This window comes from Mycobacterium sp. 20KCMC460, from assembly GCF_022179425.1.
GTDB classification, from domain to species: Bacteria; Actinomycetota; Actinomycetes; order Mycobacteriales; family Mycobacteriaceae; genus Mycobacterium; species Mycobacterium kiyosense.
This window is the reverse complement of sequence record NZ_AP025524.1, coordinates 2,546,442-2,571,834: the sequence shown is the minus strand read 5'-3', so window position 1 is coordinate 2,571,834 and position 25,393 is coordinate 2,546,442. Positions and strand designations below refer to the sequence as shown.

Sequence of the window (25,393 nt, the reverse complement as noted above, 5' to 3'; positions counted from 1 at the left end):
GGGGCACGAACCACTATCGAATCGACTGCAGCACAACGGTATCGCTGCCGGTCGAGCTGTCCGCCACGTCATTGGCGGCGGCCAGCAATTCGCCGAGTTGGCGGGGGTAAACCCGCTCGCCAGCCGCGTTCAGTGCGGCAATGTCCTGGGCCGTACACCACCGGGCACCGTGGATATAGCTGCGCTCCAGCTCGGTGCGTCCGTCCAACGTGGGCTCGAACCGCCGGGTGCGATGCACCAGGTAGAACTCTTCGCTGTCGATCATCGAGCCGTTGAACTCGAATACCTCGTCGCGCCGCCAGATCGGCCCGTACAGCTCCGCCGGCGACACGTGCAGCCCGGTTTCCTCGGCCAGCTCCCGAGCGGCCGTCTCGGCCAGCCGCTCCCCCGGCCGCACTTCACCGCCGACGGTGAACCACCACCGGGGAGCATTGGCGATCGCGGGATCCGAGCCGCACAGCAACAGCACGGCACCGGATTCGTCGAGCAGCACCACCCGCGCCGAGGTGCGGTGGTTGAGCTCGTGATGGGCGTGCGCCTGTGCGTGCGGCCGTTCGGCGATCTCGAAATACGTTGGCAGCGGCGCCCTTCCACCCAGATGGAACAACCGCACCATCCGCCGCTCGGCCAGCACCAGGGTGTCTCGCACCGCGTCGTTGTGGAACCTGCGGGCCAGCAGTACCCGGGCCTCGGCGTCGGCCAGCTCGGCCAGCAGCCCGGCCGGCACCGACGCCGGATCCACCATCGCCAGCGCCGCGGAGAGTTCGTTCTCCGCGGTCTCGCGTGCACTGCGGGGCGCCCGCTCGGCGGCGTCGGCCAGCGCCGCCAACCGTCTGCCCTCGGGCGCGTTGCCGTACGCGTCGATCGCGATCGCGCGGGCCACCACCGCGCGCCGGGCCAACGCCCCGTCCAGTACCTGCCAGGACAGGTCGTAGCGCACATGCAGCCGGTTCAATCGGTTCGCCCGCTGATACCCCCAGGCCGCGAAGGCGACCAGCACCACGAACAGCAGGACAAACGCGGCGATCAGCCACGCCATCAGCTGGCCACCTGCACCTTGACGCCGGCCCCGGCCACCGTTTCGTAGACCCGCATGATCTGGCTGGCCACCACCGACCAGTCGTAGCGCCGGACCGCCTCCCGCGCGGCGACCACGTAGCGCTTCCGCAGTGCGTCGTCGTCCAGCACCGTGATCAGCGCTTCGGCCAGCGCGGTCGCGTCGTCGACCGGCACCAGCCGCCCGACCTCGCCGTCCTCCAGCACCCGCCGGAACGCGTCCAGGTCGCTGGCCACCACCGCGGTGCCCGCGGCCATCGCCTCCACCAGCACGATCCCGAAGCTCTCACCCCCGGTGTTGGGCGCACAGTAGACGTCGGCGCTGCACATCGCCGAGGCCTTGCCGTCGTCGTCCACCTGTCCCAAGATCCGGATGTGTTCGACGAACTCGCTTGCCTGCGAACGTAGTTCGTCATCATCGCCGCGGCCGACGATCAACAACTGCACGTCGGGGAATCGTTCGATCACCGTCGGCATCGCCTCCAGCAGTGTCGACATGCCCTTGCGTGGCTCGTCGAAACGCCCCAGGAACAGCACCGTCTTACCGGGCCGCGGATAGCCGTCCATCATCGGCGCCGAGGCGTAGAAGTCGACGTCGACGCCGTTGGGGATCTCGACCGCGTCGGATCCCAGCGATTCCATCTGCCAGCGCCGCGCCAGATCGGACACCGCGATGCGGCCGACGATCTTCTCAAACCGGGGCCGCAACATCCCGCCCAGCACCGACAGCGCCACCGATTTGGTGGCTGAGGTGTGGAAGGTCGCCACGATCGGGCCTTCGGCGATGTTCAACGCCAGCAGCGACAAGCTGGGGGCGCTCGGCTCGTGCAGGTGCAGCACGTCGAAATCGCCGTCGGAGAGCCACTTCTTGACCTTGCGGTAGGTGGCCGGGCCGAACCGCAGCCGCGCCACCGATCCGTTGTAGGGAATGGGGACGGCCCGGCCGGCCGAGACGACGTAGTCGGGCAGCTCGCTTTCCGACGACGACGGCGCCAGCACGCTGACGTCGTGCCCGCGGGAGCGCATCACCTCGGCCAGTTGCAGCACATGCGACTGGACCCCGCCCGGCACGTCGAACGAGTAGGGGCAGACCATCCCGATCCGCATCAGCCGTCCTTCAACCACGCCCGACGGTCGTCGGACAGATCGGCCAACCACTGCGGTTGCAGCATGTGCCAGTCTGCGGGATGGGCGGCGATATTGCGCGCGAACTCGTCGGCCAGGGCCTGGGTGATGGCTCTGACGTCGCCGCTGCTGGTATCCAGCGGCGTCTGCATGTTGCAGGCCCAGCTGTCACCCTCGAACCAGCAGTGCGACGGTAGCAGCGCGGCCCCAGTCGCGATCGCGAGCTTGGCCGGCCCGGCCGGCATCCGGGTGGGTTCGCCGAAGAAGTCGACCTCGACGCCGGTGCGGGTGAGGTCGCGCTCGGCCATCAGCGCCACGATCTGGTTGTCCCGCAGCCGCTCGGCCAGCACTTCGAAAGCGGGCCGCTCGCCACCGGAGTGGGGTATCACCTCGAAGCCCAGGCCTTCGCGGTAGTCGATGAAGCGCCGGTACAGCGACTCCGGTTTGAGGCGCTCGGCGACCGTGGCGAAGGTGCCGTAGGTTTGCGCCAGCCACACCCCGTTCATGTCCCAGTTGCCGCTGTGCGGCAGCGCCAGCACCACGCCGCGCCCCTGGGCCAGCGCACCGTTGAGGTTGTCCTGTCCTCCGGTGCAGCTGTCCAGCCGCTCGGTCAACGCGCGCAGATCCATCGTCGGCAGCCGGAAGGCCTCCCGCCAATACCGGGCGTATGAAGCCAGAGATTCGCGCATCAACGAATCCGGTACCGCGGCGGGTTTGACACCCAGGACCCGCGCCAGGTTCTTGCGCAGCTGCAACGGTCCGCCGCGGCGTGCCGCGTAGCGGGCGCCGGCGTCGAAGGCGTTGCGCGCGGCGAATTCCGGTAGCGCGCGCACCGCCATCCAGCCGCTGGCGTAGGCCCAGTCGGTGGCGGTGCCGGTGAGAACTTCGCGGGGCCGCCGGCCGGGCACTCTGAGTTTCATCGACGGCGGGATCACGGCTCGCTCTTTCCGGGCAGGGCCAGATGGTCGACGGCGCCGGGTGAGGTTCGCACCGCGTGCAACCGCTGCGCGCAGGTGACCAGGCTCAGCACCGCCAGCAGCCACATCGCCACCGGCAGCGCCGGCGGCCACGGCACGAACGGAAAGTCGGACACCCCGGCCCCGACCAGCACGATGATCAGCCGTTCGGGGCGTTCGATGAACCCGCCGTCGCCACGCAGTCCACTGGCTTCGGCGCGGGCCTTGATGTAGGAGATCACCTGCGAGGTGACCAGGCAGATCAGTGTCGCCACGGCCAACGGTTCGTCGTGCTTGTGGAACGCGATCCACCACAGCAGCCCGCAGAACACCGCGCCGTCACCGAGACGGTCGCACGTGGCGTCCAGGACCGCACCGAACCGGGTGCCGAAGCCGCGCTCGCGGGCCATCGCCCCGTCGGCCATGTCGAACAGGGTGAAGAACCACACCACGCAGCCGCCGGCGAACAACTTGCCCATCGGGAACAGGATCAGCGCCCCAGCCGCCGAGCCGATGGTGCCGATGACGGTGACGACGTCCGGTGTCAGGCCGACCCGCAGGGCCGTCCGCGCGACCGGGTCGGTGAGTCGGGCGAAGAACGCGCGGGACAGGAACGGCAACTTGCTCATGACTGTCGGGCCCACTCCTCGGACAGCAGACGGCGGGTTTCGCGCAGCAACTGCGGTATCACCTTGGAGCCGCCGATGATGGTGATGAAGTTCGCGTCCCCGCCCCAGCGCGGCACCACATGCACGTGCAGGTGCTCGGCCAGCGACCCGCCCGCCGAGGTGCCCAGATTGATGCCGACGTTGAAACCGTGTGGACGCGAGACGTTCTTGATGACCCGAATCGCCTTCTGGGTGAACGCCATCACTTCGGCGCTCTCGGCTTCGGTGAGGTCTTCGAGCTCGGCGACCCGCCGGTAGGGCACCACCATCAGGTGACCCGGGTTGTACGGATAGAGGTTGAGCACGGCGTAGACGAGTTCGCCGCGCGCCACCACCAGACCGTCTTCGTCGGACATCTGCGGGATGTCGGTGAACGGCTGCGACGGGTTGGCATCGTCGCGCTTGAGCGGACCCTCGGCGAGGTAGTTCATCCGGTAGGGGGTCCACAACCGCTGTAGATGGTCGCGCTCGCCGACGCCGCGGTCGAGGATCGTGTCGTCGTCAGCCACAGTCACCCACCAGCGCCAACTTTCACCAATTCCGCTGTGGGAAAAGAGTTTTCACGACGAGCGATCCAGTCCGCGATGGCCGCCACCGCGGCGTCGCGCGGCACCCCGTTGATCTGGGTGCGGTCGGCGAAGCGGAAGCTGACGGCGCCGGCCTGCACGTCGCGGTCGCCGGCCAGCAGCATGAACGGCACCTTCTGGTTGGTGTGGTTGACGATCTTCTTGGCCATCCGATCGTCACTGCCGTCCACCTCTACCCGCACACCATGCGACTTCAATTGTGCGGCAACATCTTTCAAATAGTCCAGGTGCTCGTCGGCAACCGGGATGCCCACCACCTGGATCGGCGCCAGCCACGCCGGGAACGCACCCGCGTAGTGCTCGGTGAGGATGCCGAAGAACCGCTCGATCGACCCGAACAGCGCGCGGTGGATCAGCACCGGACGCTGTCGGCTGCCGTCCGCGGCGGTGTATTCCAGCTCGAAGCGCTCCGGCATGTTGAAGTCGACCTGCAACGTCGACATCTGCCAGCTGCGGCCCAGCGCATCTTTGACCTGCACCGAGATCTTCGGCCCGTAGAACGCCGCGCCACCCGGGTCGGGAACCAGCTGCAGCCCGGACGCCTCACCGACCTCGCGCAGCACCTCGGTGGCCTCATCCCACACCTCGTCGGAGCCCACATACTTCTCCGGGTCCTTGGTGGACAGCTCCAGGTAGTAGTCGTCCAGGCCGTAGTCGGCCAGCAGGTCGAGCACGAAGCGCAGCACCGAGGTCAGCTCGTCGCGCATCTGCTCGCGGGTGCAGTAGATGTGGGCGTCGTCCTGGGTCATGCCGCGCACCCGGGTCAGGCCGTGGATCACCCCCGACTTCTCCAACCGGTAGACGCTGCCGAACTCGAAGAGCCGCAACGGAAGTTCGCGGTAGGAACGCCCACGCGACCGGTAGATCAGATGGTGCATCGGGCAGTTCATCGGCTTGAGGTAATAATTCTGGCCGGGCTTGCGCACCGAGCCGTCCTCGTTGTACTCGGCGTCGATCTGCATCGGCGGGTACATGCCCTCGGCGTACCACTCCAGGTGCCCCGAGGTGACGTAGAGCTGCTCTTTGGTGATGTGCGGGGTGTTGACGAACTCGTAGCCCGCCTGCTCGTGCTTCTGCCGCGAGTACTCCTCCAGCTCGCGGCGCACGATGCCGCCCTTGGGGTGGAAAACGGCCAGTCCGGAACCGATTTCGTCGGGGAAGCTGAACAGGTCCAGCTCCACCCCCAGCTTGCGGTGGTCGCGGCGCTGCGCCTCGGCCAGCAACTCCAGGTGCCGGTCCAGGGCCTCCTGCGACTCCCACGCGGTGCCGTAGATACGTTGCAGGCTGGCGTTGCGCTGGTCGCCGCGCCAGTAGGCGGCCGAGCTGCGGGTGAGCTTGAACGCCGGGATGTGCTTGGTGGTGGGGATGTGCGGCCCGCGGCACAGGTCGCCCCAAACCCGTTCGCGGGTACGAGGATTGAGGTTGTCGTAGGCGGTCAGCTCGTCGCCCCCGACTTCCATTACATCCGGGTCCCCGGATTTGTCGTCGACGAGTTCGAGCTTGAACGGCTCGTCGGCCAGCTCCTGGCGGGCCTGGTCTTTGGAGGCATACACCCGCCGGTCGAAGAGCTGGCCCTCCTTGACGATCTGGCGCATCCGCTTTTCCAGCTTCTCCAGATCCTCGGGCGTGAACGGCTCACTGACGGCGAAGTCGTAGTAGAAGCCGTCGGTGATGGGCGGGCCGATGCCCAGCTTGGCGTGCGGGAACAAGTCCTGGACGGCTTGGGCCAACACGTGGGCGGCGGAGTGCCGGATCACGCTGCGACCTTCCTCGGTGTCGGCCGCGACGGGGGTCACCTCCACGTCGACCTCGGGCACCCAACTCAGGTCGCGCAACTTGCCCTCGGCGTCGCGCACCACCACCACGGCATCCGGTGTCCCGCGCCGCGGCAGTCCCGCCTCGCCGACCGCGGCAGCCGCGGTGGTGCCGGCAGGGACCCGGATTGGGGCGCTCATCGGGCTGGTCTCCAATGCTGTGCGACGGGACGTGTCGAAACGGTCGCGACCATGCTATCGGGGGGCGGTCGGCCCGGACTCCCGCAGCCCGCGGCGCGAGTCACCGACCGCAGCCCGCACCCCGGCTGATTCACAGGACTTCGACAGCCCGGACCTCTGGGACGGACCGGCCCTCGAAGCGCACACTGCCGCCTTCGCCGTCGGGCCGGCGGGGTTGGGGACGTGAATATGGTGTGTCTGCTCGAGCGCTGCGCCGCACTCAACGAGCTCGGCGCGTCGGCGCGATCCGCCCAGAGCGGTTCGGGTCGGGTGGTGCTGTTGCGCGGGGAAGCCGGCGTGGGCAAGACGGCGCTGCTCAACCGGTTCACCGGCGGGCTGGACGACTCGATTCAGGTGTTGACGGGCTGGTGCGACCCGCTGGCAGCACCGCCCCCGTTGGGCCCGCTGTTCGACGCGCTGCCCGGGTTCGGGGCAGCGGCGGCCGCAACCCTGTCTGCCGCGATCGAATCCCGCGACTCCGGCGCCCTCTACCGGCGGCTACTGACCGTCCTGCGGGACGGTCGGCGCCGGGTGTGGGTGATCGAGGATGCGCACTGGGCCGACGGGGCGACGTTGGATCTAATGCGATTCCTCACCCGGCGCGTCGAGTCGTTGCCGCTGCTGCTGGTGGTCTCCTACCGCGACGACGAGCTCGATCACCGGCACCCGCTGGCGCTGGCGCTGGGTGATCTGGCCGGCTGCCCCACGGTCAGCCGGATCGGGCTGAAGCCGCTGAGCCGCGAGGCGGTGGCCGCGCTGGCCGCCCACACCGGCGCCGACGTCGAGCACCTCTACGACCTCACCGGGGGAAACCCGTTTTACCTCACCGAGGTGCTGGCGGGCGGTGCCGCAGCGCTGGAGTGTGATCTGTTGCCGCGCAGCATATTCGAGGCGGTGTGGGGCCGGCTGGCCCGGCTGTCGAAGCAGGCGCGACTGACCGCGCAAGCGGTGGCGGTCTGCGGGCCGCTCGCCGAGGTGGATTTGGTGCGCGAGGTGTGTCCGCAAGCCACGCTCGCATTGAGTGAATGCCTGGACGCGGGAGTGCTCGTCGCGAAATACGATGCGGTTCGTTTTCGTCACGAGTTGGCCCGGCATGCCACGTTGCAGCGCCTGCCCGATTACCTGCGCAAGGATTTGCACGCCCGTGCGCTGCGAGCACTCAGCGAGCCGCCGATCGAGCAGAACACTTTGGCAGCGTTGGTTTTTCATGCCGACCACGCCGACGATCACGACGCCGTCATCCGGTATGGTCCCGCCGCGGCCGAGCATGCCGCCATGCTGGGGGCGCATCGCGAGGCCGCCGAACTGTATGAATTGACGCTGCGGCACGGCCAGACCACCGACGACGAGAAGGTGCACTGGCTGGAACAGCACGCTTTCGCCAGCCATCTGTGCGGGCTGGGTGAGCCGGCCGTGTCGTCGTGGCGCGAGGCCATCAGGCTGTGCCGCTCGGCCGGGGACACGCTGGGTGAAGCGCAAAACCTGCGCTGGCTGTCGCACGAGCTGTACGGCATCGGCCGCGTCACCGAAGCCACCGATGCCGGACGGGAATCACTGCGGCTGTTGCAGGAATCCGGTCCCTGCCCGCAGCTGGCCTGGTCATTGGTGAATCTCGCCGAGATAGGAGTGCTCCGATTCGAGCAGTCGGCCACCGCGTACGCCGACCAGGCCATCACTCTGGGCACCCAACTCGGCGACCACGCCGTCGTCGTCCGCGCCCGCGGCTACGCCGCGCTGGCCAGGGTGCTGCAATCGGAAACCGGTTGGGAGGAATTGGAATCGGCTTGGCGCGAGGCCATGCTTTCCGACGCTCGTGGCGAGCACGCCGGACTGCTCGGATCGGATATCTGCTGGGCGGCGGCGCGGCAGTACGACCTGGAGCGCGCCGAGCGTTACATCGCCGAATCGCTTTCCTACTGCCGTGAACGCAACCTGGTCACGTTCGAGGCTTTCAATCTGGGCGTCAGTGCGCTCGTCGACCTGCATCGCGGCGAGTGGGCCCGGGCGAGTGCGTGCGCCGAGTCCCTGCTCGCCCGCCGGGGACTGCCGGCGTTGCACCGTATCCTGCCGCGCCTGGTGCTGGCGCTGATTCGCGCCCGCCGCGGGCATCCGGCTGTCGGCGCGCTGCTCGACGAAATCGCGGCCAGCTCCGAGCCCGAGCAGCTCCGGTTGTTCCCGATTGCCGCTGCCCGCGCGGAATCCGCGTGGCTGGCCGGTGACGACGACACCGCACAACGCGAGGCGCGCGAGGCCCTGATTGATGCCGGCATGGACCGCGATCCGTCGCTGACCTGGCAATTGCGCCGGTGGATGCTAATGCCCGGCCCCCAGTCGATCTCCGTGGCCGTCGAGCCCCCACTCACACCGGTCCAGTTGGAGATCGCCGGTGATTGGCGTGCCGCCGCGCAGCAGTGGACGCAGCGCGGCTGCCCCTATGAGGCGGCGATCGCTCAACTGGGCGGGGACCTCGCCGCGGTCGAATCGGCCTTGACCACGTTCCGGCGTCTCGGCGCGCGGGCCGCGACGCGTCGCGCACAGCAGCGGCTGGCTGAGGTACGAGGTCTTTCCCGGCGCGGTCGCCACACCGAGACGTTGGCCGACCCGGACGGGTTGTCTCGCCGGGAACGCGAGGTACTGGATCTGATTGCGTTGGGGCAAAGCAACATTCAGATCGCCGCCGCACTGCATATCAGCCCGAAGACAACCGGATGTCACGTCAGCTCGATCCTGGCGAAACTCGGTGTGCGCAACCGGACCCAGGCCGCCGCGCACGTGCGTGGCCGGGTCAACAGCTAGCCGTCCTGGCCGTGGTTGCCCGTGTAGCCGTTGTAGCCGTTGAGGCCGTTGCTACCGTTCGTCGTGGAACCGGTGCCGTAGCTGCCGCCGCTCCCGTAGCCGCCGCCGCCCCCGCCGCTACCGCCGGACCCACCCTGGCTCCAGCCGCTGCTGCTGCCCTGCTGGCCGAACAACGTCCCACCGGCGCCACCCGCAGCCCCGAGTCCGCTGCCGCCGCCGGTTCCTCCGGTCCCGCCGTTACCGCCGTCACCGCCGTTACCGCCGTTGCCGCCGACGTTGATGTTGCTGGCCTGCTCGCCCGACCCGCCCTGACCGCCGCCACCACCGAATCCGCCGACGCCACCGGCGCCCCCCGCGCCTCCGGAACCGGCGGCACCACCCGCACCGCCGTTGCCGATCAGACCCGCGGCGCCGCCGGCACCGCCATTGCCACCGACGCCGCCCTGACCGCCGTCGCCGCCGGTACCGCCCAGGCCTCCGTCACCGCCATTGCCACCGGAAGACCGGAAGGAGCCCTGGTCACCGAGTCCCCCGCCACCGCCGGCACCGCCCTGACCGCCGCCGGCACCGGTACCACCCAAGCCGCCGGTGCCACCGGCACCACCGGCACCTCCGTCGCCGACCAGCAGACCACCGTGGCCGCCGGCTCCCCCTGCACCTCCGATACCGCCGGCGCTTCCGGCCGCCCCCGTGCCGCCGGTACCGCCGCCGCCACCGGCTCCCCCGTACGCGAACTGACCGAAGTAGGCCGTACCACCAGGTCCGCCCCAGCCACCCGCCCCGCCGGGCGCTGATCCGAGGGCACCAGTGCCGCCGGCGCCTGCATACGCGGCGCCCGAAGCGATGCCGACGAATTGAGCGGTGCCGCCTAAACCGCCGGTGCCCCCGTTTCCACCGGCACCGCCGGGACCGCCATTACCGCCCAGAGCCGTCCCGTCACCACCCCCGGCCGCCAGCGCGAACCCGCCGGTTCCGCCCGTGCCGCCGGTGGCGGCAAGTCCCGCGTCGGCGCCGGGTCCGCCGGTTCCCCCGGTTGCGGTGGCACCGGCGAGGCTCGTGGTTCCGTACACACCATTTGCTCCGAGTGTGGCGGCGACAGCGCTGACCTCGGAGTTGACGCCGTTGGCGCCGATCATGCCGGTGCCGCCCGGCCCGCCCGCGCCGCCGGTGCCGAACAGGATGGCGTTGCCGCCGCTGCCGCCGTGCCCGGCGATACCCCCGTTGATCCCCGACACCCCGGCGCCGCCCTGGCCGCCGACCCCGCCGTTGCCGAACAGCCAGCCGCCGCTGCCGCCGGTGCCGCCGGCCGCACCGGCGCCGCCCAGCCCGCCCGGCCCGCCGTTACCGAACAGCCCCGCCGCGCCGCCGTTACCGCCGGCCTGTCCCAGCGCGCCCGATCCGCCGGCGCCGCCGTTGCCGACCAGGATCCCGCCGGCACCGCCGTTGGCGCCGGTTCCCGCGGTGCCGTTGGCGCCGTCGCCGATCAGCGGTCGCCCCAGCAGCGCCTGGGTGGGCGCGTTGATCACGTTCTCCACCAGCTGCAACGGATCAGCACCGGCGGCCTCCGCCTGCGCATATGCCCCGCCGGCCGCACCCAGCAACTGCGCGAACCGGTCGTGAAAGGCGGCCACCTGGGAACTGAGCCCCTGGTAGGCCTGTCCATATCCGGAAAACAGCGACGCGACCGCGGCCGACACCTCGTCGGTACCCGCAGCCAACAACCCCGTCGTCTGGGTCACCGCCGCGGCGTTGGCCTCACCCAGCCGCGTCCCGATACCCGCCAGGTCCGTTTCAGCCGTCGCCACCAACTGCGGCGTCACCGATAGAAAAGACATTTGCCCGACCTCGCCCGAATCGCGGCGGCCCCCACGGCTGCCCTTCGCTCCTATCGTCGAACGACGGCCGGGCCGGGGAAATCGGGCAAATTACCGATTTCTTAGCTGAACCGGCAGACCCGGGCACCCCCGCACGGCACGCAAGCCGCCAGCGTCCCCATATGCACGCTCGCGGCCCGCTTTCGACGGCATTCTGCGGCCGCTCGTCGGAATGCTCAGGGCTGTCCGGGCTTGAGCCGCACGAACAGCGCGTCGGCTTCGGTCAGCAGCGTGTCACCGTCGCGCAGCCGGCCGGACACGAAGATCTTGCGGCCCTCGTCGCGGTCGATGCCCGCCTCGAATTGCAGCTCTTTTTCGATCGGCACGATATTGCGGTAGTCGATCTTGAGGTAGGCGGTGCGCTGCCGGCGGCTGCCGGACAGCCACGCGCCGGTCAGGCCGAGCACACTGTCGAACAACATGCCCAGCGAACCGCCGTGCACGGCGCCGTTGCGGCCCAGATGAAACCGCGAAAACCGGGCCCAGCCCTCGATCCGGCCGTCCGCGGTCTTGCGGGCCTCCATCGGCACCGTCAGCAGGTTGCCACGCATCGGCAGGTCCATCCGCCGCCCTGACGGCGAGTGCCACTCGTCGGCGTCGTAGGGAGCCAGCAGCGCCGAGAGTTCCTCGAGCCGGTCGGCTGCCTGGCTGATGACCTCGTCGGGCGCGTCCACGGCGCGGGCGTGGTCCTGCAGTCTGCGCACCGCGTCGATGAATCGGCCGTAGTCGGGGCCGCCCTTGTGGGTGGGCTCGGGCGGGTTGAAGCCCCCGCCGGGGTGTCGCTGATCTGCGGCTGCCATCAGGACACCGTATGCGGTGTGCCCCAGGGTGAGCCGCCGGGCTACTGGGCCGCGCCGGCCACCGACAGCGTCTCGAACTCCTCGTCGGACAGCTCGATGTCGGCGGCGGCGACGTTCTCCTCCAGGTGCGCCACCTTCGAGGTTCCCGGGATGGGCAGCATCACCGGTGACCGCTTGAGCAGCCATGCCAGCGCCACCTGCGACGGCGTCGCGTCGTGCGCGGCGGCGACCTGCTGCAGCGGGCCGCCCGGCGCCGCCAGCGGTCCGCCGGCCAGCGGGAACCACGGGATGAACCCGATGTTCTGGGTGGTCGCGGCGTCCACCAGCGGCTCGGCCTTGCGGCTGGTCACGTTGTACATGTTCTGCACGGACACGATCGGGGCGATCTGGCGGGCGGCCTCGAGTTGGTCGACGTCGATCTCGGAGAGACCGATGTGGCGGATCTTGCCCTCGTTCTGCAGGGCGACGAGCTCCCCCAGCTGGTCGGCCAACGGGACATTCGCGTCGATGCGGTGCAGCTGGAACAGGTCGATGGTGTCGACGGCCAACCGGCGCAGGCTCATCTCGCATTCCTGGCGCAGGTAGCTCGGATTGCCCAGTGGCACCCAGACATTCGGCCCGGTGCGCAGCAGGCCGGCCTTGGTGGCGATCACCAGGTCGGGGTAGGGATGCAGCGCCTCGCGGATGATCTCCTCGGACACGTAGGGGCCGTAGGAGTCCGCGGTGTCGATGAAGTTCACCCCGAGTTCGACCGCGCGCCGCAGCACGCGCACGCATTCGTCGCGGTCGGCGGGCGGGCCCCACACCCCGTCGCCGGTCAGGCGCATCGCGCCGAAGCCGAGCCGGTTGACGGTCAGGTCGTTGCCGAGGGTGAATGTCCCGGAAGCTTGGGCGGTCACGTTCCCGACCGTACGCGTGGCAAGCTGACTTGGTGGACCTGCACACGCTCGCCGAGCAGCAACTGACCTATCCGGAGGTGGGTGCGACGGCTGCCGGCCAACTGCCCGCGGGGTACGGCCACCTCGACGTGTCGGCCCAGATCGGGACGGGACGGGATCGTTTCGAACAGGCTGCCAAGTCCCTCATGCACTGGGGCATGCAGCGCGGCGCCGGGTTGCGGGTGCAGGCCAGCACCGAGACGGTCTGCGTCTCCTCGGTGGTGGTGGTGACGGTGCTGGGCGTGCTGCGGGCGCCGTGCCGGGTGGTCTACGTGGTCGAGGAACCCGACATTCGCGGGTTCGCCTACGGCACCCTGCCCGGTCACCCGGAATCGGGCGAGGAACGCTTCGTGGTTTGCTACGACCCGGACACCACCGCGGTGTACGCGCAGGTGTCAGCCTTCTCCCGCCCGGCGACCTGGTGGAGCAGGCTCGGCAAGCCGTTCGTCGCGGTGGCCCAGCGGGTGATCGCCAAGCGGTATCTGCGCGGCGTGTGACAGTTAGGACGCCGGGCGCTGAGTGAGCGGGGGGTACCCGTCGAGCAGGCCCGACTGCTGCAGCGCGTCCTGGATGAACACCTGCACCGGGCGTGACCGGATGAAGCCGGCGTGTCCGCCGCGATACCAGTAGATCTCGGGTTTGCCCCAGTGCTCCCACAGCCGGATCACCTGCTCGCGCGGGTTGACCACCTGATCGGCGACTCCGGCGTAGACGAAGCGCCCCCGCATCGGCACCAGCGGGGTGAGCGAGAGCGGTGACATCATCTCGCCGATGGGCTCGGCCAGCTTCATCGTGTCGCGGCGCGGATCGCCGGCGCGCAAACCCGAATGGCGGCTCAGCAACTCGACGAGGTTGGCCACCGGCACCCCGAGAATTGCACTGGTCAACCCGCTGTCCAGGCTGGCCACCAACGCGGCGATGTAGCCACCCAGCGACATGCTGTTCAGCCCGATCGGCGACTCGGGCTCCTGGGCACGCACCCAAGTCAGCAAACGCCGGATGTCCCAGACGGCTTGTGCGGTGGCATGCACGTCGTCCATCACGTCTTCACCCGGGAACACCGCGCCCTTGGGCAACCCGCGGGCCCGCCGGCCGTGCATGGGCAGCACCGGCAGCACCACGTTCAAGCCGAGCTCTTCGTGCAGCTTGCGGGCCCGGAAAATCCTGAGATCGATTCCCGGGCGGCCCATTTCGGTGCCGTGCACGCAGATCAGCCAGGGCCGCGGCTCGGGATGGCGTAGCAGCACTGCGTATTCGCGCCGCAACGCGGTGTAGCCCAGCCACCGTTCGGCGCCGGGTTCGCCGGGATGCGGCGCGTAGCCGCTGTCGAACGACAGCCGCTGGCAGTCCCGTCCATCCTTGACCTGCACGTCCGTAAGCGCTGGCGGCTCAACGAAATAACCCTTGGGCTCCTCCAGCCACCCTCTGGTTCGGTAGAACTCGAGCGCCTCGACCACCTCGTCGTTGATGCGCCGGAAGGCGGCGGGTCGGCTGACCGGGCGGCGCACCTTCAGACCCGCCAACACCACCTCGTCGCGAAATGCTTGCGCCGCCAACGCAATCGTAGGCCGTGCGATCGGCAGGTCGGGGACATCGAGGGCGTCGGAGTCGGCGCCGGAGTTGCGGTAGTCGCGCCACGAACTGGACAGGTAGCGACCGGTGTGGGCAAACGGCCGTGCCACCTCGCCGATGGCCCGACGCACCTTGCGGCCGCGGGTACGACGTTGTTCACCGGCTACTGTCATAGCTCCGACGCTAACACCGCGCAGGCTCGCGCCGGTGGGACGAGGACCCGGATTTTGGTCACTTCAAGCCCGTGAATGGGGCGTGGATCACGTCCCCCGTGTTAGGGGCACCAACCGGCCAGCAAACTCTCTGCAGCCGCGCACATCTCCTCGATGACTTTGCCCGCCGGTGCCGCTTCGCGAATCATCCCCACGCCTTGTCCCGCGTCCACCGGCGCGGTCCGCGAGTCGTTCGCCGCCACCGAGTCGGCCAGCACCCGGGCCGGAAACCGCTCCGGCCAGGGCAGTCCGGCAGCGATGTCGAAGTCCCGGGTGACGCGAGTATCGGTGCCGGCCGCCCCGATCAGTGCCGCGCGGCCCGAATCGGCGGTCAGCGCCTCCGGGCAGGCCGCCAGCCGAGTGCCCACCCAGGCCCCGGCGGCGCCGGCCGCCAGCACAGCGGCCAGACTGCGGGGCGAGGCGATCGCGCCCCCGGCCAGTACCGGCACGCTCACCTGGTCGAGCACCGCGTCCAGCAACGGCAGTGTGCCCAGTCGCATCTCGCCGTGGCCCCCGCCCTCGGCGCCCCGGGCCACCAGGATGTCGACCCCGGCGTCGGTCGCCCTTCGGGCCCCGGTCACGTCGTAAACCTGTGTCGCAGTAGCGATTCCGGCCGCATGGGCCGGCCCGACCCAGGACCAGTCGGTGCCGAAGCTGACCGATAACAGGGCCGGTCCTGCGGCCACCGCGTCGTCGAGCAGCCCGGGCTGGTCGCGCATCACCCAGTCGACCAGCCCGATCCCGAATCGCCCACTGACAAAACGCATCTCGCGGGCAAGCGCCGCCCTGGTGGCGGTGCTGCCCATCCCGATCATGCCCAGTCCACCGGCTGCGGTGACCGCGGCGGCCAGCCGCCCGCCGGCTACGCCGCCCATCGGGGCGTTGACGATCGGTACCCGCAGGCCGAAGTCGCGCGACCAGGCTGTGGCGAGCATCCTCGACTAGTGCGACGCGCCCGGCTGGGACTTCAGCACCGTCAACATCACCACCGAATCCTGCACGGCCAGCAGCGCGTGCCGAACCGGCGGGATCGCTACGTAATCGCCCGACCTTCCGTCCCAGGCGTCGTCGCCGGCGGTGAGGCGCACGTGGCCCTGCAACACCTGCAGTGTCGCCTCGCCCGGGCTGTCGTGCTCGGCGAGTTCGTGCCCGGCGAGCAGGGCCAGCACCGTCTGGCGCAGTTCGTGGGTGTGTCCGCCGTGAATGGTGTGGGCGGCCCGGCCGCTGTGCGACTTGCCCGCCTCAGCCAATTTCTCGGATGCCAGGCTGTTCAACGAAATGGATTCCATCGGTGCGTCCTTTCAAAGGCTCAGCAGCAGTATGCCCGCCACCAGCAATGCAACCACTTTGACCAACTCGAATGCGACGTAGACGTAGTGAGCGCGCGACCGGGGTCCCGCCGCGCCGGCCAGCACCTGATCCGAGCGGCGCGTCAACCGGGGCCGCACCGCGACCAGCTGAATGGCCAGCGCGACACCGGCCGTCGCGTATGCCACCAGGATTCGCCCCGGCGTCGGCCCGGCGACCAGATAGGCCAACAGCACCAGGGCGAAGCCGACCTCGATGGTGTTGAGGGCACGAAAGACCAGGCGTCCGATGCCCAACCCGATCTGCAGCGTCACGTTGGGCGCCCGGAACTTCAGCGGGGCTTCCACGAAAGAGATGGCCAGCACCATGCCCAGCCACACGAAGGTGACCGCGGTTTCGACGGCTTGCGCGGCGCTCACGCCGGCACCCCCTGCAGATGGGCCAGGCACAGATCCGGTTCGACGAACGCCTCGAGCCGCTCGACGGTCACCGGCGCCGCCCAGGTCTCGAGTGCCCCGCGCATGAGCCCCAGGTGAACCGGACACACCACGGTGGACCGGGTTTCGGCGAGCTCCAGGAACGGGCAGTGCCGCAAGCCCACCTGCGTCTTGCCTTCGGCTTCCCTGCGCTCGGGCGCGAAGCCCAGCCCGTCCAGCAGATCGACCAGATGATCGATCGAGTCCGCCACGCTGGTGACGGGGGGCGCTTCGAGCCGCTTGCCCCACTCACGTCCTGCGGCCAGCGCCCGCCCACTCGAATCCTCTTCTGCGGCAATCCCGTTGGTGAGGATCTCAGCGAGCAGCCGGTAGTGCCGCGTCCCGCCGCGGTCCATCTGCCGCACCGCGGCGAACATCAGCGGCGGGCGGCCCGGGCCGCGTCGCGCAGGCTGGACCTGCTGCACCTGGCCGTCGCGCACCAGGCTTTCGAGGTGAAAGCGCACGGTGTTGGGATGCACACCCAACTCCTCGGCGATGTTCAGGATGCTCAACGGGTTTGGCGACGCGCGCAGTACCCGCAATACCGCACGGCGGCGGCCGGCGTCCTCGCCCGGTCCGGCTTTCTCACTCACTGGCACTGCGCCCCTTCGCGACTTGTCAGCCTTGGGTCGGCTGGCGACCAACGGCGCGTCCACACCGAGCGGACCGACCTTGGCGGCGCCACGCGGCGAACCCAGCGGCGCGTCGCGACCGGGCAGGGTTTCGTTGCAGAACGCTTCATTGTCCGCCAGATGAGGGTGCAGGTCATCAGGCAGGTGGTCTTCGTGGTGGATCGCCTCCACCGGACACACCGGTTCGCAGGCGTCGCAGTCCATCATCATTCGGGATGGATGTAGGGCGCCCGGCCCTCTTCGTAGATGCAATCGACCGGACACTCTTCGACGCAGCCTCGGTCCAGCACGTCGATGCAGGGTTTCCCGATCATGTAGGCCATCCGCTAGAGTTTACACAATATGTGTTGTAAATACGCAGGGTCCGCGCCAACGGCCTGGATGCCGATGTCATCGCGTCGCCACCGGAAGGCAGAATCGACACGCATGCGGGATCTCGACGTATTGATCCAGGTGCTGTCCGGCAACGGGCGGCCTTCAACCGAGGAGGGCATCATCGACATGCACCCTGGCGCATTGCTCTGGCTGCCACGTCGTTCCCGTCGACAATGCAACGCCGGCCCCAAGGGACTGCGTCGCCTCACCGTGCACCGCCGCCAGGCGCTCGTGCTTCGGCCACCGGCCCGGCGGGCAGCCTGATGACCGAGAAGGAAAACCGGCTTCCCTCTTCGCAACGCGACGACGAACACGTGCAAGGGCACTGGCTGCTGGCCCGGCTCGGCAAGCGGGTACTGCGGCCCGGCGGGGTCGAGCTCACCCGCACGCTGCTGGCCCGCGCCGATATCGCCGGCGCCGACGTGCTCGAACTAGCGCCCGGCCTGGGCCGCACCGCAGCCGAGATCGTCGCCCGCAACCCGAAGTCCTACGTCGGCGCCGAAGGCGACCCCGATGCCGCCAGCCACGTTCGCGGCGTCCTCGGGGGGAAAGGGGAAGTCCGGGTCACCGACGCCGCCGAAACCGGATTGCCCGACGCCAGTGCCGACGTGGTCGTCGGCGAGGCAATGCTGACCATGCAAGGCGATTCGGCCAAGCACGCCATCGTGGCCGAGGCCGCGCGGGTGCTGCGGCCCGGCGGACGCTACGCGATCCACGAACTCGCGTTGACACCTGACGACGTGCCCGAGGAGATCAGCACCGAGGTGCGCCAGTCACTGGCCCGCGCCATCAAGGTCAACGCGCGGCCGCTGACCATCGCCGAGTGGTCGCAACTGCTGGCCGGGCACGGGCTGGTGGTCGACAACGTCGCCACCGCGCCGATGGCACTACTGCAGCCGCGGCGCATCGTTTCCGACGAGGGCCTGCTCGGTGCCCTGCGCTTCGCCAAAAACGTACTGACCCAGCCCGAGGCGCGTAAGCGAGTCCTGATGATGCGCAACACGTTTCGCAAGCACCGCGAACGCCTAACCGCGGTCGCGATCGTCGCTCACAAGCCGCGCTGAAGCCAGCCGGTAGACGTCGTGCAATCGCACGATGTCGCTGGGCGTGAGGATCCCCACCACGGCGCCGTTGTCGAGCACCAGTGCCCGGCTGCGCCGGCCGACCGGCGCCATCCGCGCCAGCAAGTCGGTCAACGGTTCCCCGGGCGCCGCGGTGGGCACCTCGGCCAGGGCGAGCGCGATGTCGCCGACCATGGTGCCGGCACGCCGGTCGGGCGCGACCTCGCGCAGCTGCGCCAAGGTGACCAGCCCGACGATCGCTCCGTCCCGATTGATCACCGGATAAGCCGAGTGGCGATCGCCCAGCACATAGTGCTCGATGAAGTCCTCGACGGATATCCAGGCGGGCGCGGTGTGTGGCTGCGCCGTCATCGCGTCGCCGACGCGCACCCCGGCGAAGAGTTGCCGGGTCGAGATCCGGTTCTCCTCGTCGCGCGCGGCCGAGAAGATGAACCAGCCGATGAACGCGAGCCAGACGCCCCCGATCATGCCCCCTACCAAAAACTCGGCCAGTCCCAAGGTGATCAAGACGAAGGCGAGCATCCGTCCGGCCCGCGCCGCCCCGATCCCCGCCCGCGCCAGATCACCGTGGCGGCGCCACAACAGGGCCCGAACCAGGCGGCCGCCGTCCAGCGGCGCGCCGGGCAGCAGGTTGAACAGGCCCAGCAACAGGTTGACCACGGCGAGCCACCACAGCACCGCGACCACCACGGAGGCAACCCTTATGCCGGCCGCGCCGACGGCCAGCATTCCGAAGGTGGCCGACAGCAGCAGGCTGGTGGCCGGGCCCGCGAAGGCGATCCGGAAGTCGTCCTTGGGGGTTTTCGCTTCGCCGCTCAGCGTGGTCACTCCCCCGAACAACCAGAGCGTCACGCCCCCGACAGCCACCCCGCACCGGCGCGCGACGACAGCGTGCGCCAGCTCGTGACCCAGCAGCGAGGCCAGCAACACCACCGCGCCACATCCGCCGGCGATCCAATAGACCAGGTGCGCATAACCTTTGACGGTGCCCGGCAGTGTCGTGGCGAGACTCCAGGTGAACAGCCACAAGACAACCAACACGCTCCAGTGGACCTTCACCTGGAACCCGGCTACCCGTCCCAGCGGAATCTCATCGTGCACGGTCAGCCGTCCTCGTGCGTCATCGCGGCCCGTTCGGCCCGTTCTTTGATGCCGCGCAGCAGCCGGCGGGTGCCCAGCGCGATCGCCGGGCGGGCCAACTCCAGCGCGGCCACCTCGCCGGGGTGACGCAGCGCGAGCCGCACCCGCACCAGCAACCGGACGCTGTCCTCCCAGTGCGGCTGCAGGTGCATCGACCACACCCCGGTGCGGTCGGTCCGGCCGGCCGTGAGTACCAGGCATTCCTCCGGCACAATCTTCGCGACGGTCAGTTTCACCCCGCCGTCGATCCCCAGCCAGCCCTCGGGCGTCACCTGGATGACGTCCCCGACCTCCAGGTGCGGCCAGTCGGGATTCACCTGCTCCGGAATGAGCCAGGGCCATACTTGCGCTGCCGGTACGTCGATACTGATCGCCTCGGTCGTCTGTACGGCAGGATCTGCCACCAGCTCGTCGCCGGGCATCCTGGCCTGCGCCTCGGCCTTGGTAGTGCCCCAGTTGAGGTAGTACCGGCGCGCCGCATACAGCAACGCCAATGCCGCCCCGACCCGCATCGGTCCTCTCTTTATCGCCACGACCTCAGTATGGGCGGGCCCGGGTGCACCGCGACAGGGTCGATGGTCCTTGGCTGCAACCGATCTCGCCAGGGTGCCGGCCGGCCGCTGACCAATGCCGACGCGGGTGGGACTTTGGTCCCTACCCGCGCCCGCGCGCCCGATATCTGATGAGTTTGAGACCACGGGAGCAGGAGGAACAGCAATGCGAGTAGAGCGATTGCGCTGGTTGGTTAAGGCGGACGGTCCTTACGCCTCAATATATTTCGACGATTCACGGGACGCGTCGGATTCCGCCGAGCAACTCGAGGTGAAGTGGCACGACATTCGCGCGGAACTGGAAAGACTGGGCGCCGCAGCCGAACTCATCGGCAAAGTCGGTGATGCGGTGCGCAACGCGCGGCCGCCGGTCGGCCGGCGCGGGCGGGCGATCGTGGCAACGGCCGACCGGGTGTTGGTCAACGAGCAACTGCTCAGTCCGCCCCCGTCGATCGAGGTGCGGTTTTCGGAATACCCGTATCTGCTGCCGCTGATCGAACTGGAGATGCGCCGCCCGACCTACGTGTTCGCCGCGGTCGACCGCAACGGCGCCGACGTCGCGCTCTGCAAGGGCGAGACGGTCACGTCGGCGAGCATCGACGGTGGCGGATATCCGGTCCACCGGCCCTCCAGCGCGGGCTGGAAAGGCTACGGGGACCTGCAGCACACCACCGAGGAGGCGGTGCGGATGAACTGCCGCGCCGTCGCCGACCACCTCACCCACCTGTTTGACGAAGCCGACCCCGAGGTGGTGTTCGTCTCCGGGGAGGTGCGCTCGCGCAGCGACGTCGTTTCGGCGCTTCCGCAACGCGTCGCCAGGCGTGTGTCGCAGTTGCATGCCGGCGCGCGACGGGATCACTTCGACACCCAGGAGATCCGTGAGTTGACCGCCGGCGAGTTCGCCCGGTTGAGAGATGCCGAGCTAAGCGCTGTCGCCGAGCGATTCCAAGCCGGCATCGGGCCCGCCGGCTTGGCCACCGACGGGCTGGCTGCGGTGTGCGCGGCACTGCGGGACCAAGACGTGCAGACCCTGATCGTCGGGGCGCTGGGTGACGCCACGGTGGTCCGCGGTCGGGAGCGCACCACGCTCGCACCGGATGCCGACACCTTGTCGGAGCTGGGCGAAGCCGTCGAGGGCGTGGTACGGGCGGACGAGGCACTCCCGTTCGCCGCAATCGCAGTGGGGGCCGACGTAGTGCGCACGGACGAGCGGATGCAACCCGCGGACGGCGTCGCCGCGCTGCTGCGCTATCCCGCGGTCGACACGCTGGCCCGCCGGTGACGGCTACCGGATACGGGATGTTCGTCACCGCAAGAAGTGGCTTCCGCCCCTAGCCGCGACTCCGCGCAGAACCCACACTGAAGTCATGCAGCGATACGCCGATCGCGCCGAGGCCGGGCGTCGGCTCGCGCCCCTACTGAGCCACTTGCGCGACGAAGACGCGGTGGTGCTGGGGCTACCGCGGGGCGGGGTCGCGGTGGCCTTCGAAGTGGCACGCGAGTTGCGGTTGCCGTTCGACGTGCTCCTGGCGCGACGGCTCGCGGTCCCCGGCCACCCCGACCTTGCCTTCGGCGCGGTCGGGGAACGGGGGGTGCGGATCAACAACGACGCCGTCATCCAGCGGGCCGGTCTGACGTATCGCGAGATGGACGACGTGGAAAACCGGGAATGGGAGGACCTGATCCGGCAGGGGCAGCGGTTCCGTGGGAGCCACGGGCGGATTTCGCTGAAGGGACGCGTCGCGCTGATCGTCGACGACGGCGTCGCGACCGGAGCAACCGCGCAGGCGGCCTGCCAGGTGGCACGGGCCCAAGGGGCTCGCACGGTGGTCCTGGCGGTTCCGATCGTGGCCGCCGAGGTCGCCGACCAGCTGGCCGAGTACGCCGACGAGGTGGTCTGGGCTCAGCCGCCGGTTCCGCACTTCGCGGTCGCCCAGGGTTACCGCGACTTCGCCCCTGTCACCGACGACGACGTGGCCGCGCTGCTGGATCGCGCCGGCAACGGATTCGCTTCTGACGCAGACGAACCGGGCTGTGAGCGCGCGGCTACATCGCCCTGAGCAGTTCGATCTTTCCCCTGGTGCGAAGTTCGTAGAGAGCCGAGCCGCGTAACGCCGTCATGTGCGCGGCCATCTTGTCGCCCAGTGCCTCGAGGTCGGCGTCGCTGATCCGCACCGGCGGCGGGGCCGGAATCATGTCGCGTTCCTCACCGTCGGCGTGGGCTTCCAGGACCGTGACGAAGGCTGCCCACGCTTCCAGATGACCCGGGGCGGACTGCGGGGTGCGCATCAGCCGGCCCAGCTGGTCGACCACCTGGCGGTGCTTGTGGGCTATCGCGATCCATTCGCCCGCCGCGGACAGCGCCGGGTAGTAGAGCTCGTCCTCGATGCGGAAGTGGATGTCGAGTTCGAGCAGTATCTCGTCGAACAGTTCGTGCCGCTCGGGGCTGGTCAACGGCGCAGCGCTGACCTTGCGGCCCAGTGCTTTGAGCATGGCGTGGTGCTCTCTGAGCACGTCGTAGGCATTCATCGGCCGCTCCTTACCTGCCTGTGAAGGCAAGCCCCTCCGCAGTTCGACCCCCGTGTCAGGGTTCCGGTTCCGAGCGTGGCTGGGAAGGTTTGCTAGCTGTGAATATCCGAAAAGACTCCTGTGCGTGGTTCACCCGTCCAGCGTCCGCCGGGCCCGCTGCAGGCTCGCTTCGGTCAGTCTGCCGGCCGCGCCGAGATAACTGGACGACGGCGGCTCGCCGGTCAACTCGGCGATGGCCCGTTGCTCGCCGAGAACGTCGGCCCCGGCCAGGTTCTCGGCCATCGCATCGGTGTGCACAACCAGGCCGGCCACCAGTTCACTGCATTGCGAACCGGCGACCACCGTGCGGCGTGCCAGGGTGCGCAGTGTGTCCCATTCCGCATGCCAGGCGCCGTCGGGGCGTTCGTCGTTGGCCAGCGCGGCGGCGGTGTGCAGGGTGGCGGCCAGCGGCGGCGCCGCGATCGCGGCACGCCGAATCAGGATGGCGAGCACCGGGTTGTGTTTGTGCGGCATCGACGACGATCCGCCGCGCCCCGCGGGTTCGCTCAGCTCCCCGATCTCCGGGCGGGCCAGCGTGACCACGTCGGAGGCGACGCGTCCCCAGCTGTCGGTGCACGCGACCAGCGCATCGCCGAACGCGGTGATGGGCGCGCGGTTGGTGTGCCACGGTGCACGGAAGTCCAAGCCCAAAGCGGTTGCTGCGCTGCGCGCTACGTGTTCGGCGCTCACCGCGGGATCTGCGGTCCCGGTGCGCAGTGTCACCAGTTCGACGGTGGCGGCGTAGGTTCCGACGGCGCCGCCGAACTGGGCCGGGGTGGCGAGCGTCCGCAGCCTGGTGTAGGCGTCGACGATCCCGTCCAGCCAGCCCGCGACCTTGACGCCGAACGTGGTGGGCGCCGCCTGCTGGGTCAGGGTGCGCGCCACCATCGGCGTGGCCCGGTGCGCGCCGGCCAGTGCCGAGAGCGCTGAGATCTGTTCGGCGAGTTGCGCTTTGACTTGTTGTGCGACGGCACTGAGCGCCAGCATGATCGCGGTGTCCAGCACGTCCTGACTGGTGAGGCCGCGGTGTAGGTACGGGGCCAGCGCGGGGTTGGCGCGTCGCCGCAGCAGGGCAACCAGGTCGAGCACCGGGTTTCCGCCGGCTTCGGCGCCGCGTGCCAACGGCTCGGTGTCGTCCTCCGCCAGTAGCTCGCCCAGGTCGGTCCTGCCGACCGGAGCCAGCCCGGCTTGGACCAGGGCGCCGAGCCAGGCGGACTCGACCGCCACCATCGCCCGAAGCAGCGCCGGATCGGTCATGAGCTCGCCGGCACGCTCGTCGCCGGGCCACAGCAGATTGGTCATCGCGACTCGTCGCAGTAGGCCAGGAACACCGTTTCGTCCGGCCCCTGTAGATGAATGTCGAAACGGAATATCGTTCGCCCCGAACAGCTTTCGTCGATGCACAGCAAGCCGGTGCGGCGCTGCGGGGGCACGGCGGACAACACCGGGTCGGTGTCCGGAGTCGCGCCGGGCAGGTAGGCGCGGGTGAACAGCCGATGCAGCAGCCCCCGAGCGAACACGGTAACGGCGAAATACGGCGACCGTCCGGCGGCCGTCGGGCCGGGAACTACCGTGCTGAACGCGTACCGGCCTTCGCCGTCGGTTGCCGCGCGGCCCCAACCGGTGAATGTCCAACCGTCGCGGCGCAGCGACCCCGAAGCCCGCGGGATGCGGCCGGCACTGTCCGGCTGCCAAAGCTCCACGAGCGCATCGGGCACCGCGACGCCTGCGCCGTCGAAGACCGTCCCGCGCAGCTCGACCGCGCCGGGAAACTCCGCGCACACCAGTTCGCTGTCGCGCGGGAACGGCAGTCCGATGCCGAAGAACGGACCTACCGTCTGGCCCGGCGTGCACTCATTCCTGGGCATCATGGGCGTCCCCGCGACCCAGCACGATGTCCCACCGGTAGCCCGTGGCATATTCGGGCTCGGTCACGTCGTGGTCGTAGCGCGCGATAAGCCGTTGCCGCGCAACGGGATCGACGACCGACGAGAGGATCGGGTCCAGGCCGGCCAGCGGGTCGCCGGGAAAGTACATCTGGGTCACCAGTCGTTGGGTGAAGGCGGTGCCGAAAACCGAGAAGTGGATGTGGGCGGGTCGCCAGGCGTTGTGATGGTTGCGCCACGGGTAGGGGCCGGGTTTGACGGTCTTGAATCGGTAGGAGCCGTCGGGTCCGGTCAGGCACCGGCCGGCGCCGGTGAAGTTCGGGTCCAGCGGGGCCGGGTGCTGGTCGCGCTGGTGACGGTATCGGCCCGCGGCGTTGGCCTGCCAGATCTCGACCAGCTGACCCACCACCGGACGGCCGGCTGAGTCGAGTACCCGTCCGGTGACGATGAGGCGCTCCCCGATCGGTTCACCCGGGTGCCCGGCGGTCAGGTCGGCGTCGAGGGGGTCGATGTCCTGGTGGCCGAAGCACGGTGCACAGCGTTCGATTTCGTCGGGATCGACGACGAGCAGGGGGTGGTCCGGGTGTCGCAGCACGCTGCTGCGGTAGGGCGGGTAATCCAGCCGCGGCTGAGTTTGCGGCACGCGCCCGCGCTCCTGCTGGGCGGCCAGTAGTTCGGCGGCAGCGATCTCCGCGCTGATGTCGGCTTGCGAAGCGACGCGCTGCGGTGCGGCGTTCACGAAGCGTGACGCTACTCGGGCCGGATCTCGCTTCGCGGCAGGCCGTCCTGCGCGCGCC

General features: G+C 69.4%; 26 protein-coding genes and 1 pseudogene. 6 read left to right on the top strand and 21 right to left on the bottom strand.

Annotated features, from left to right (window positions below; all coding sequences use genetic code 11):
- Positions 1 to 13: 13 nt before the first annotated feature.
- From MKCMC460_RS12175 to thrS, 6 genes are read right to left on the bottom strand one after another with little or no spacing between them, the layout of a single operon-like run.
- Complete coding sequence (locus tag MKCMC460_RS12175) at positions 14 to 1,039, bottom strand: NUDIX hydrolase (RefSeq protein ID WP_236976195.1); 1,026 nt, start codon at positions 1,037 to 1,039, stop codon at positions 14 to 16.
- Positions 1,039 to 2,163: a glycosyltransferase family 4 protein gene (locus MKCMC460_RS12170; RefSeq protein WP_236976197.1), complete on the bottom strand. Its 1,125-nt coding sequence runs from the start codon at positions 2,161 to 2,163 to the stop codon at positions 1,039 to 1,041. The genes MKCMC460_RS12175 and MKCMC460_RS12170 overlap by 1 nt, the downstream gene beginning before the upstream one ends.
- Positions 2,163 to 3,101: a phosphatidylinositol mannoside acyltransferase gene (locus MKCMC460_RS12165; protein ID WP_236976199.1), complete on the bottom strand. Its 939-nt coding sequence runs from the start codon at positions 3,099 to 3,101 to the stop codon at positions 2,163 to 2,165. Before MKCMC460_RS12165 ends, MKCMC460_RS12170 begins: the two co-directional genes overlap by 1 nt.
- 11 nt (positions 3,102 to 3,112) lie before the next feature.
- On the bottom strand, positions 3,113 to 3,766 hold the full coding sequence (gene pgsA / locus MKCMC460_RS12160; RefSeq protein ID WP_236976201.1) for a phosphatidylinositol phosphate synthase: 654 nt from the start codon (positions 3,764 to 3,766) through the stop codon (positions 3,113 to 3,115).
- Complete coding sequence (locus MKCMC460_RS12155) at positions 3,763 to 4,314, bottom strand: HIT domain-containing protein (RefSeq protein ID WP_370653116.1); 552 nt, start codon at positions 4,312 to 4,314, stop codon at positions 3,763 to 3,765. The genes pgsA and MKCMC460_RS12155 overlap by 4 nt, the downstream gene beginning before the upstream one ends.
- Before the next feature lie 2 nt (positions 4,315 to 4,316).
- Entirely contained in the window at positions 4,317 to 6,347 is a 2,031-nt protein-coding gene (gene thrS, locus MKCMC460_RS12150) for a threonine--tRNA ligase (protein WP_238305771.1), read from the bottom strand.
- Between the two features lie 228 nt (positions 6,348 to 6,575).
- On the opposite strand from thrS, the gene MKCMC460_RS31535 reads away from it, so the two are divergent.
- Positions 6,576 to 9,182, top strand: a complete 2,607-nt coding sequence (locus tag MKCMC460_RS31535) for a LuxR family transcriptional regulator (protein WP_289624928.1) — start codon at positions 6,576 to 6,578, stop codon at positions 9,180 to 9,182.
- Here MKCMC460_RS31535 and MKCMC460_RS12135 read toward each other — a convergent pair.
- From MKCMC460_RS12135 to MKCMC460_RS12125, 3 genes are all read right to left on the bottom strand, one after another.
- Positions 9,179 to 11,017 carry a PE family protein gene (locus MKCMC460_RS12135; protein ID WP_238305770.1) on the bottom strand — a complete coding sequence of 613 codons (1,839 nt, stop codon included), beginning with the start codon at positions 11,015 to 11,017 and terminating at the stop codon, positions 9,179 to 9,181. The two genes, MKCMC460_RS31535 and MKCMC460_RS12135, sit on opposite strands and share 4 nt — an antisense overlap.
- A 215-nt stretch (positions 11,018 to 11,232) precedes the next feature.
- Entirely contained in the window at positions 11,233 to 11,856 is a 624-nt protein-coding gene (locus MKCMC460_RS12130; protein WP_370653115.1) for a PaaI family thioesterase, read from the bottom strand.
- Positions 11,857 to 11,897: 41 nt separating this feature from the next.
- Complete coding sequence (locus MKCMC460_RS12125) at positions 11,898 to 12,755, bottom strand: aldo/keto reductase (RefSeq protein ID WP_236976208.1); 858 nt, start codon at positions 12,753 to 12,755, stop codon at positions 11,898 to 11,900.
- Between the two features lie 32 nt (positions 12,756 to 12,787).
- On the opposite strand from MKCMC460_RS12125, the gene MKCMC460_RS12120 reads away from it, so the two are divergent.
- Entirely contained in the window at positions 12,788 to 13,291 is a 504-nt protein-coding gene (locus MKCMC460_RS12120) for a DUF1990 family protein (RefSeq protein ID WP_236976209.1), read from the top strand.
- Between the two features lie 3 nt (positions 13,292 to 13,294).
- On the opposite strand, the gene MKCMC460_RS12115 is transcribed toward MKCMC460_RS12120, so the two are convergent.
- From MKCMC460_RS12115 to fdxA, 6 genes and pseudogenes are all read right to left on the bottom strand, one after another.
- Positions 13,295 to 14,539 (bottom strand): S9 family peptidase, encoded by a 1,245-nt coding sequence (locus MKCMC460_RS12115; protein ID WP_236976210.1) that lies wholly within the window; start codon positions 14,537 to 14,539, stop codon positions 13,295 to 13,297.
- A gap of 101 nt (positions 14,540 to 14,640) precedes the next feature.
- Entirely contained in the window at positions 14,641 to 15,513 is an 873-nt protein-coding gene (locus MKCMC460_RS12110; RefSeq protein ID WP_236976212.1) for a nitronate monooxygenase family protein, read from the bottom strand.
- A 6-nt stretch (positions 15,514 to 15,519) separates the two neighbouring features.
- The gene (locus MKCMC460_RS12105; protein ID WP_236976214.1) at positions 15,520 to 15,867 is read right to left on the bottom strand and encodes a cupin domain-containing protein; all 348 of its coding nucleotides are present in this window, start codon (positions 15,865 to 15,867) and stop codon (positions 15,520 to 15,522) included.
- 12 nt (positions 15,868 to 15,879) lie between these two features.
- Complete coding sequence (locus MKCMC460_RS12100) at positions 15,880 to 16,305, bottom strand: hypothetical protein (protein ID WP_236976216.1); 426 nt, start codon at positions 16,303 to 16,305, stop codon at positions 15,880 to 15,882.
- Positions 16,302 to 16,961, bottom strand: a complete 660-nt coding sequence (locus MKCMC460_RS12095; protein WP_236984225.1) for a metalloregulator ArsR/SmtB family transcription factor — start codon at positions 16,959 to 16,961, stop codon at positions 16,302 to 16,304. Before MKCMC460_RS12095 ends, MKCMC460_RS12100 begins: the two co-directional genes overlap by 4 nt.
- Positions 16,962 to 16,973: 12 nt before the next feature.
- Positions 16,974 to 17,317, bottom strand: a pseudogene (fdxA, locus tag MKCMC460_RS12090) (ferredoxin); the annotation flags it as partial.
- A 103-nt stretch (positions 17,318 to 17,420) separates the two neighbouring features.
- Between fdxA and MKCMC460_RS12085 the strand changes: the two are divergent.
- Complete coding sequence (locus MKCMC460_RS12085) at positions 17,421 to 17,633, top strand: hypothetical protein (RefSeq protein WP_236976218.1); 213 nt, start codon at positions 17,421 to 17,423, stop codon at positions 17,631 to 17,633.
- On the top strand, positions 17,633 to 18,433 hold the full coding sequence (locus MKCMC460_RS12080; protein WP_236976220.1) for a class I SAM-dependent methyltransferase: 801 nt from the start codon (positions 17,633 to 17,635) through the stop codon (positions 18,431 to 18,433). Before MKCMC460_RS12085 ends, MKCMC460_RS12080 begins: the two co-directional genes overlap by 1 nt.
- Here MKCMC460_RS12080 and MKCMC460_RS12075 read toward each other — a convergent pair.
- Together MKCMC460_RS12075 and MKCMC460_RS12070 are read right to left on the bottom strand one after the other, a co-directional pair.
- Positions 18,395 to 19,552, bottom strand: coding sequence for a site-2 protease family protein (locus MKCMC460_RS12075; RefSeq protein ID WP_236976222.1), 1,158 nt, complete (start codon positions 19,550 to 19,552; stop codon positions 18,395 to 18,397). The two genes, MKCMC460_RS12080 and MKCMC460_RS12075, sit on opposite strands and share 39 nt — an antisense overlap.
- Positions 19,553 to 19,554: 2 nt before the next feature.
- Positions 19,555 to 20,103 (bottom strand): SRPBCC family protein, encoded by a 549-nt coding sequence (locus MKCMC460_RS12070; RefSeq protein WP_236984226.1) that lies wholly within the window; start codon positions 20,101 to 20,103, stop codon positions 19,555 to 19,557.
- A gap of 205 nt (positions 20,104 to 20,308) precedes the next feature.
- Here MKCMC460_RS12070 and MKCMC460_RS12065 point away from each other — a divergent pair, with 205 nt between their 5' ends.
- The gene (locus MKCMC460_RS12065) at positions 20,309 to 21,424 is read left to right on the top strand and encodes a hypothetical protein (protein WP_236976225.1); all 1,116 of its coding nucleotides are present in this window, start codon (positions 20,309 to 20,311) and stop codon (positions 21,422 to 21,424) included.
- Positions 21,425 to 21,509: 85 nt separating this feature from the next.
- Positions 21,510 to 22,202: a phosphoribosyltransferase gene (locus tag MKCMC460_RS12060; RefSeq protein ID WP_238305769.1), complete on the top strand. Its 693-nt coding sequence runs from the start codon at positions 21,510 to 21,512 to the stop codon at positions 22,200 to 22,202.
- Here MKCMC460_RS12060 and MKCMC460_RS12055 read toward each other — a convergent pair.
- The 4 genes from MKCMC460_RS12055 to pcaH all read right to left on the bottom strand — a co-directional run bounded on the left by MKCMC460_RS12055 (position 22,189) and on the right by pcaH (position 25,335).
- A complete protein-coding gene (locus tag MKCMC460_RS12055) occupies positions 22,189 to 22,671 on the bottom strand; it encodes a hemerythrin domain-containing protein (RefSeq protein ID WP_236976231.1) in 483 nt (160 codons plus the stop codon). The two genes, MKCMC460_RS12060 and MKCMC460_RS12055, sit on opposite strands and share 14 nt — an antisense overlap.
- 129 nt (positions 22,672 to 22,800) lie before the next feature.
- Positions 22,801 to 24,012: a lyase family protein gene (locus tag MKCMC460_RS12050; protein ID WP_236976233.1), complete on the bottom strand. Its 1,212-nt coding sequence runs from the start codon at positions 24,010 to 24,012 to the stop codon at positions 22,801 to 22,803.
- A complete protein-coding gene (gene pcaG / locus MKCMC460_RS12045; RefSeq protein WP_236984228.1) occupies positions 24,009 to 24,578 on the bottom strand; it encodes a protocatechuate 3,4-dioxygenase subunit alpha in 570 nt (189 codons plus the stop codon). Before pcaG ends, MKCMC460_RS12050 begins: the two co-directional genes overlap by 4 nt.
- The gene (gene pcaH / locus MKCMC460_RS12040) at positions 24,565 to 25,335 is read right to left on the bottom strand and encodes a protocatechuate 3,4-dioxygenase subunit beta (RefSeq protein ID WP_236976239.1); all 771 of its coding nucleotides are present in this window, start codon (positions 25,333 to 25,335) and stop codon (positions 24,565 to 24,567) included. The genes pcaG and pcaH overlap by 14 nt, the downstream gene beginning before the upstream one ends.
- Between the last annotated feature and the right edge of the window lie 58 nt (positions 25,336 to 25,393).

Bases quoted from the DNA above. Each gene is read 5' to 3' on its own strand.
- MKCMC460_RS12055 (WP_236976231.1), bottom strand. From the start codon at position 22,671: ATGAATGCCTACGACGTGCTCAGAGAGCACCACGCCATGCTCAAAGCA.
- MKCMC460_RS12070 (WP_236984226.1), bottom strand. From the start codon at position 20,103: ATGCGGGTCGGGGCGGCATTGGCGTTGCTGTATGCGGCGCGCCGGTAC.
- MKCMC460_RS12130 (WP_370653115.1), bottom strand. From the start codon at position 11,856: ATGGCAGCCGCAGATCAGCGACACCCCGGCGGGGGCTTCAACCCGCCC.
- MKCMC460_RS12105 (WP_236976214.1), bottom strand. From the start codon at position 15,867: ATGGAATCCATTTCGTTGAACAGCCTGGCATCCGAGAAATTGGCTGAG.
- MKCMC460_RS12080 (WP_236976220.1), top strand. From the start codon at position 17,633: ATGACCGAGAAGGAAAACCGGCTTCCCTCTTCGCAACGCGACGACGAA.
- MKCMC460_RS12115 (WP_236976210.1), bottom strand. From the start codon at position 14,539: ATGACAGTAGCCGGTGAACAACGTCGTACCCGCGGCCGCAAGGTGCGT.
- MKCMC460_RS12065 (WP_236976225.1), top strand. From the start codon at position 20,309: ATGCGAGTAGAGCGATTGCGCTGGTTGGTTAAGGCGGACGGTCCTTAC.
- MKCMC460_RS12165 (WP_236976199.1), bottom strand. From the start codon at position 3,101: ATGAAACTCAGAGTGCCCGGCCGGCGGCCCCGCGAAGTTCTCACCGGC.
- thrS (WP_238305771.1), bottom strand. From the start codon at position 6,347: ATGAGCGCCCCAATCCGGGTCCCTGCCGGCACCACCGCGGCTGCCGCG.
- MKCMC460_RS12170 (WP_236976197.1), bottom strand. From the start codon at position 2,163: ATGCGGATCGGGATGGTCTGCCCCTACTCGTTCGACGTGCCGGGCGGG.
- MKCMC460_RS12085 (WP_236976218.1), top strand. From the start codon at position 17,421: ATGCGGGATCTCGACGTATTGATCCAGGTGCTGTCCGGCAACGGGCGG.
- MKCMC460_RS12110 (WP_236976212.1), bottom strand. From the start codon at position 15,513: ATGCTCGCCACAGCCTGGTCGCGCGACTTCGGCCTGCGGGTACCGATC.
- pcaG (WP_236984228.1), bottom strand. From the start codon at position 24,578: ATGCCCAGGAATGAGTGCACGCCGGGCCAGACGGTAGGTCCGTTCTTC.
- MKCMC460_RS31535 (WP_289624928.1), top strand. From the start codon at position 6,576: ATGGTGTGTCTGCTCGAGCGCTGCGCCGCACTCAACGAGCTCGGCGCG.
- MKCMC460_RS12135 (WP_238305770.1), bottom strand. From the start codon at position 11,017: ATGTCTTTTCTATCGGTGACGCCGCAGTTGGTGGCGACGGCTGAAACG.
- MKCMC460_RS12050 (WP_236976233.1), bottom strand. From the start codon at position 24,012: ATGACCAATCTGCTGTGGCCCGGCGACGAGCGTGCCGGCGAGCTCATG.
- MKCMC460_RS12175 (WP_236976195.1), bottom strand. From the start codon at position 1,039: ATGGCGTGGCTGATCGCCGCGTTTGTCCTGCTGTTCGTGGTGCTGGTC.
- pgsA (WP_236976201.1), bottom strand. From the start codon at position 3,766: ATGAGCAAGTTGCCGTTCCTGTCCCGCGCGTTCTTCGCCCGACTCACC.
- MKCMC460_RS12060 (WP_238305769.1), top strand. From the start codon at position 21,510: ATGCAGCGATACGCCGATCGCGCCGAGGCCGGGCGTCGGCTCGCGCCC.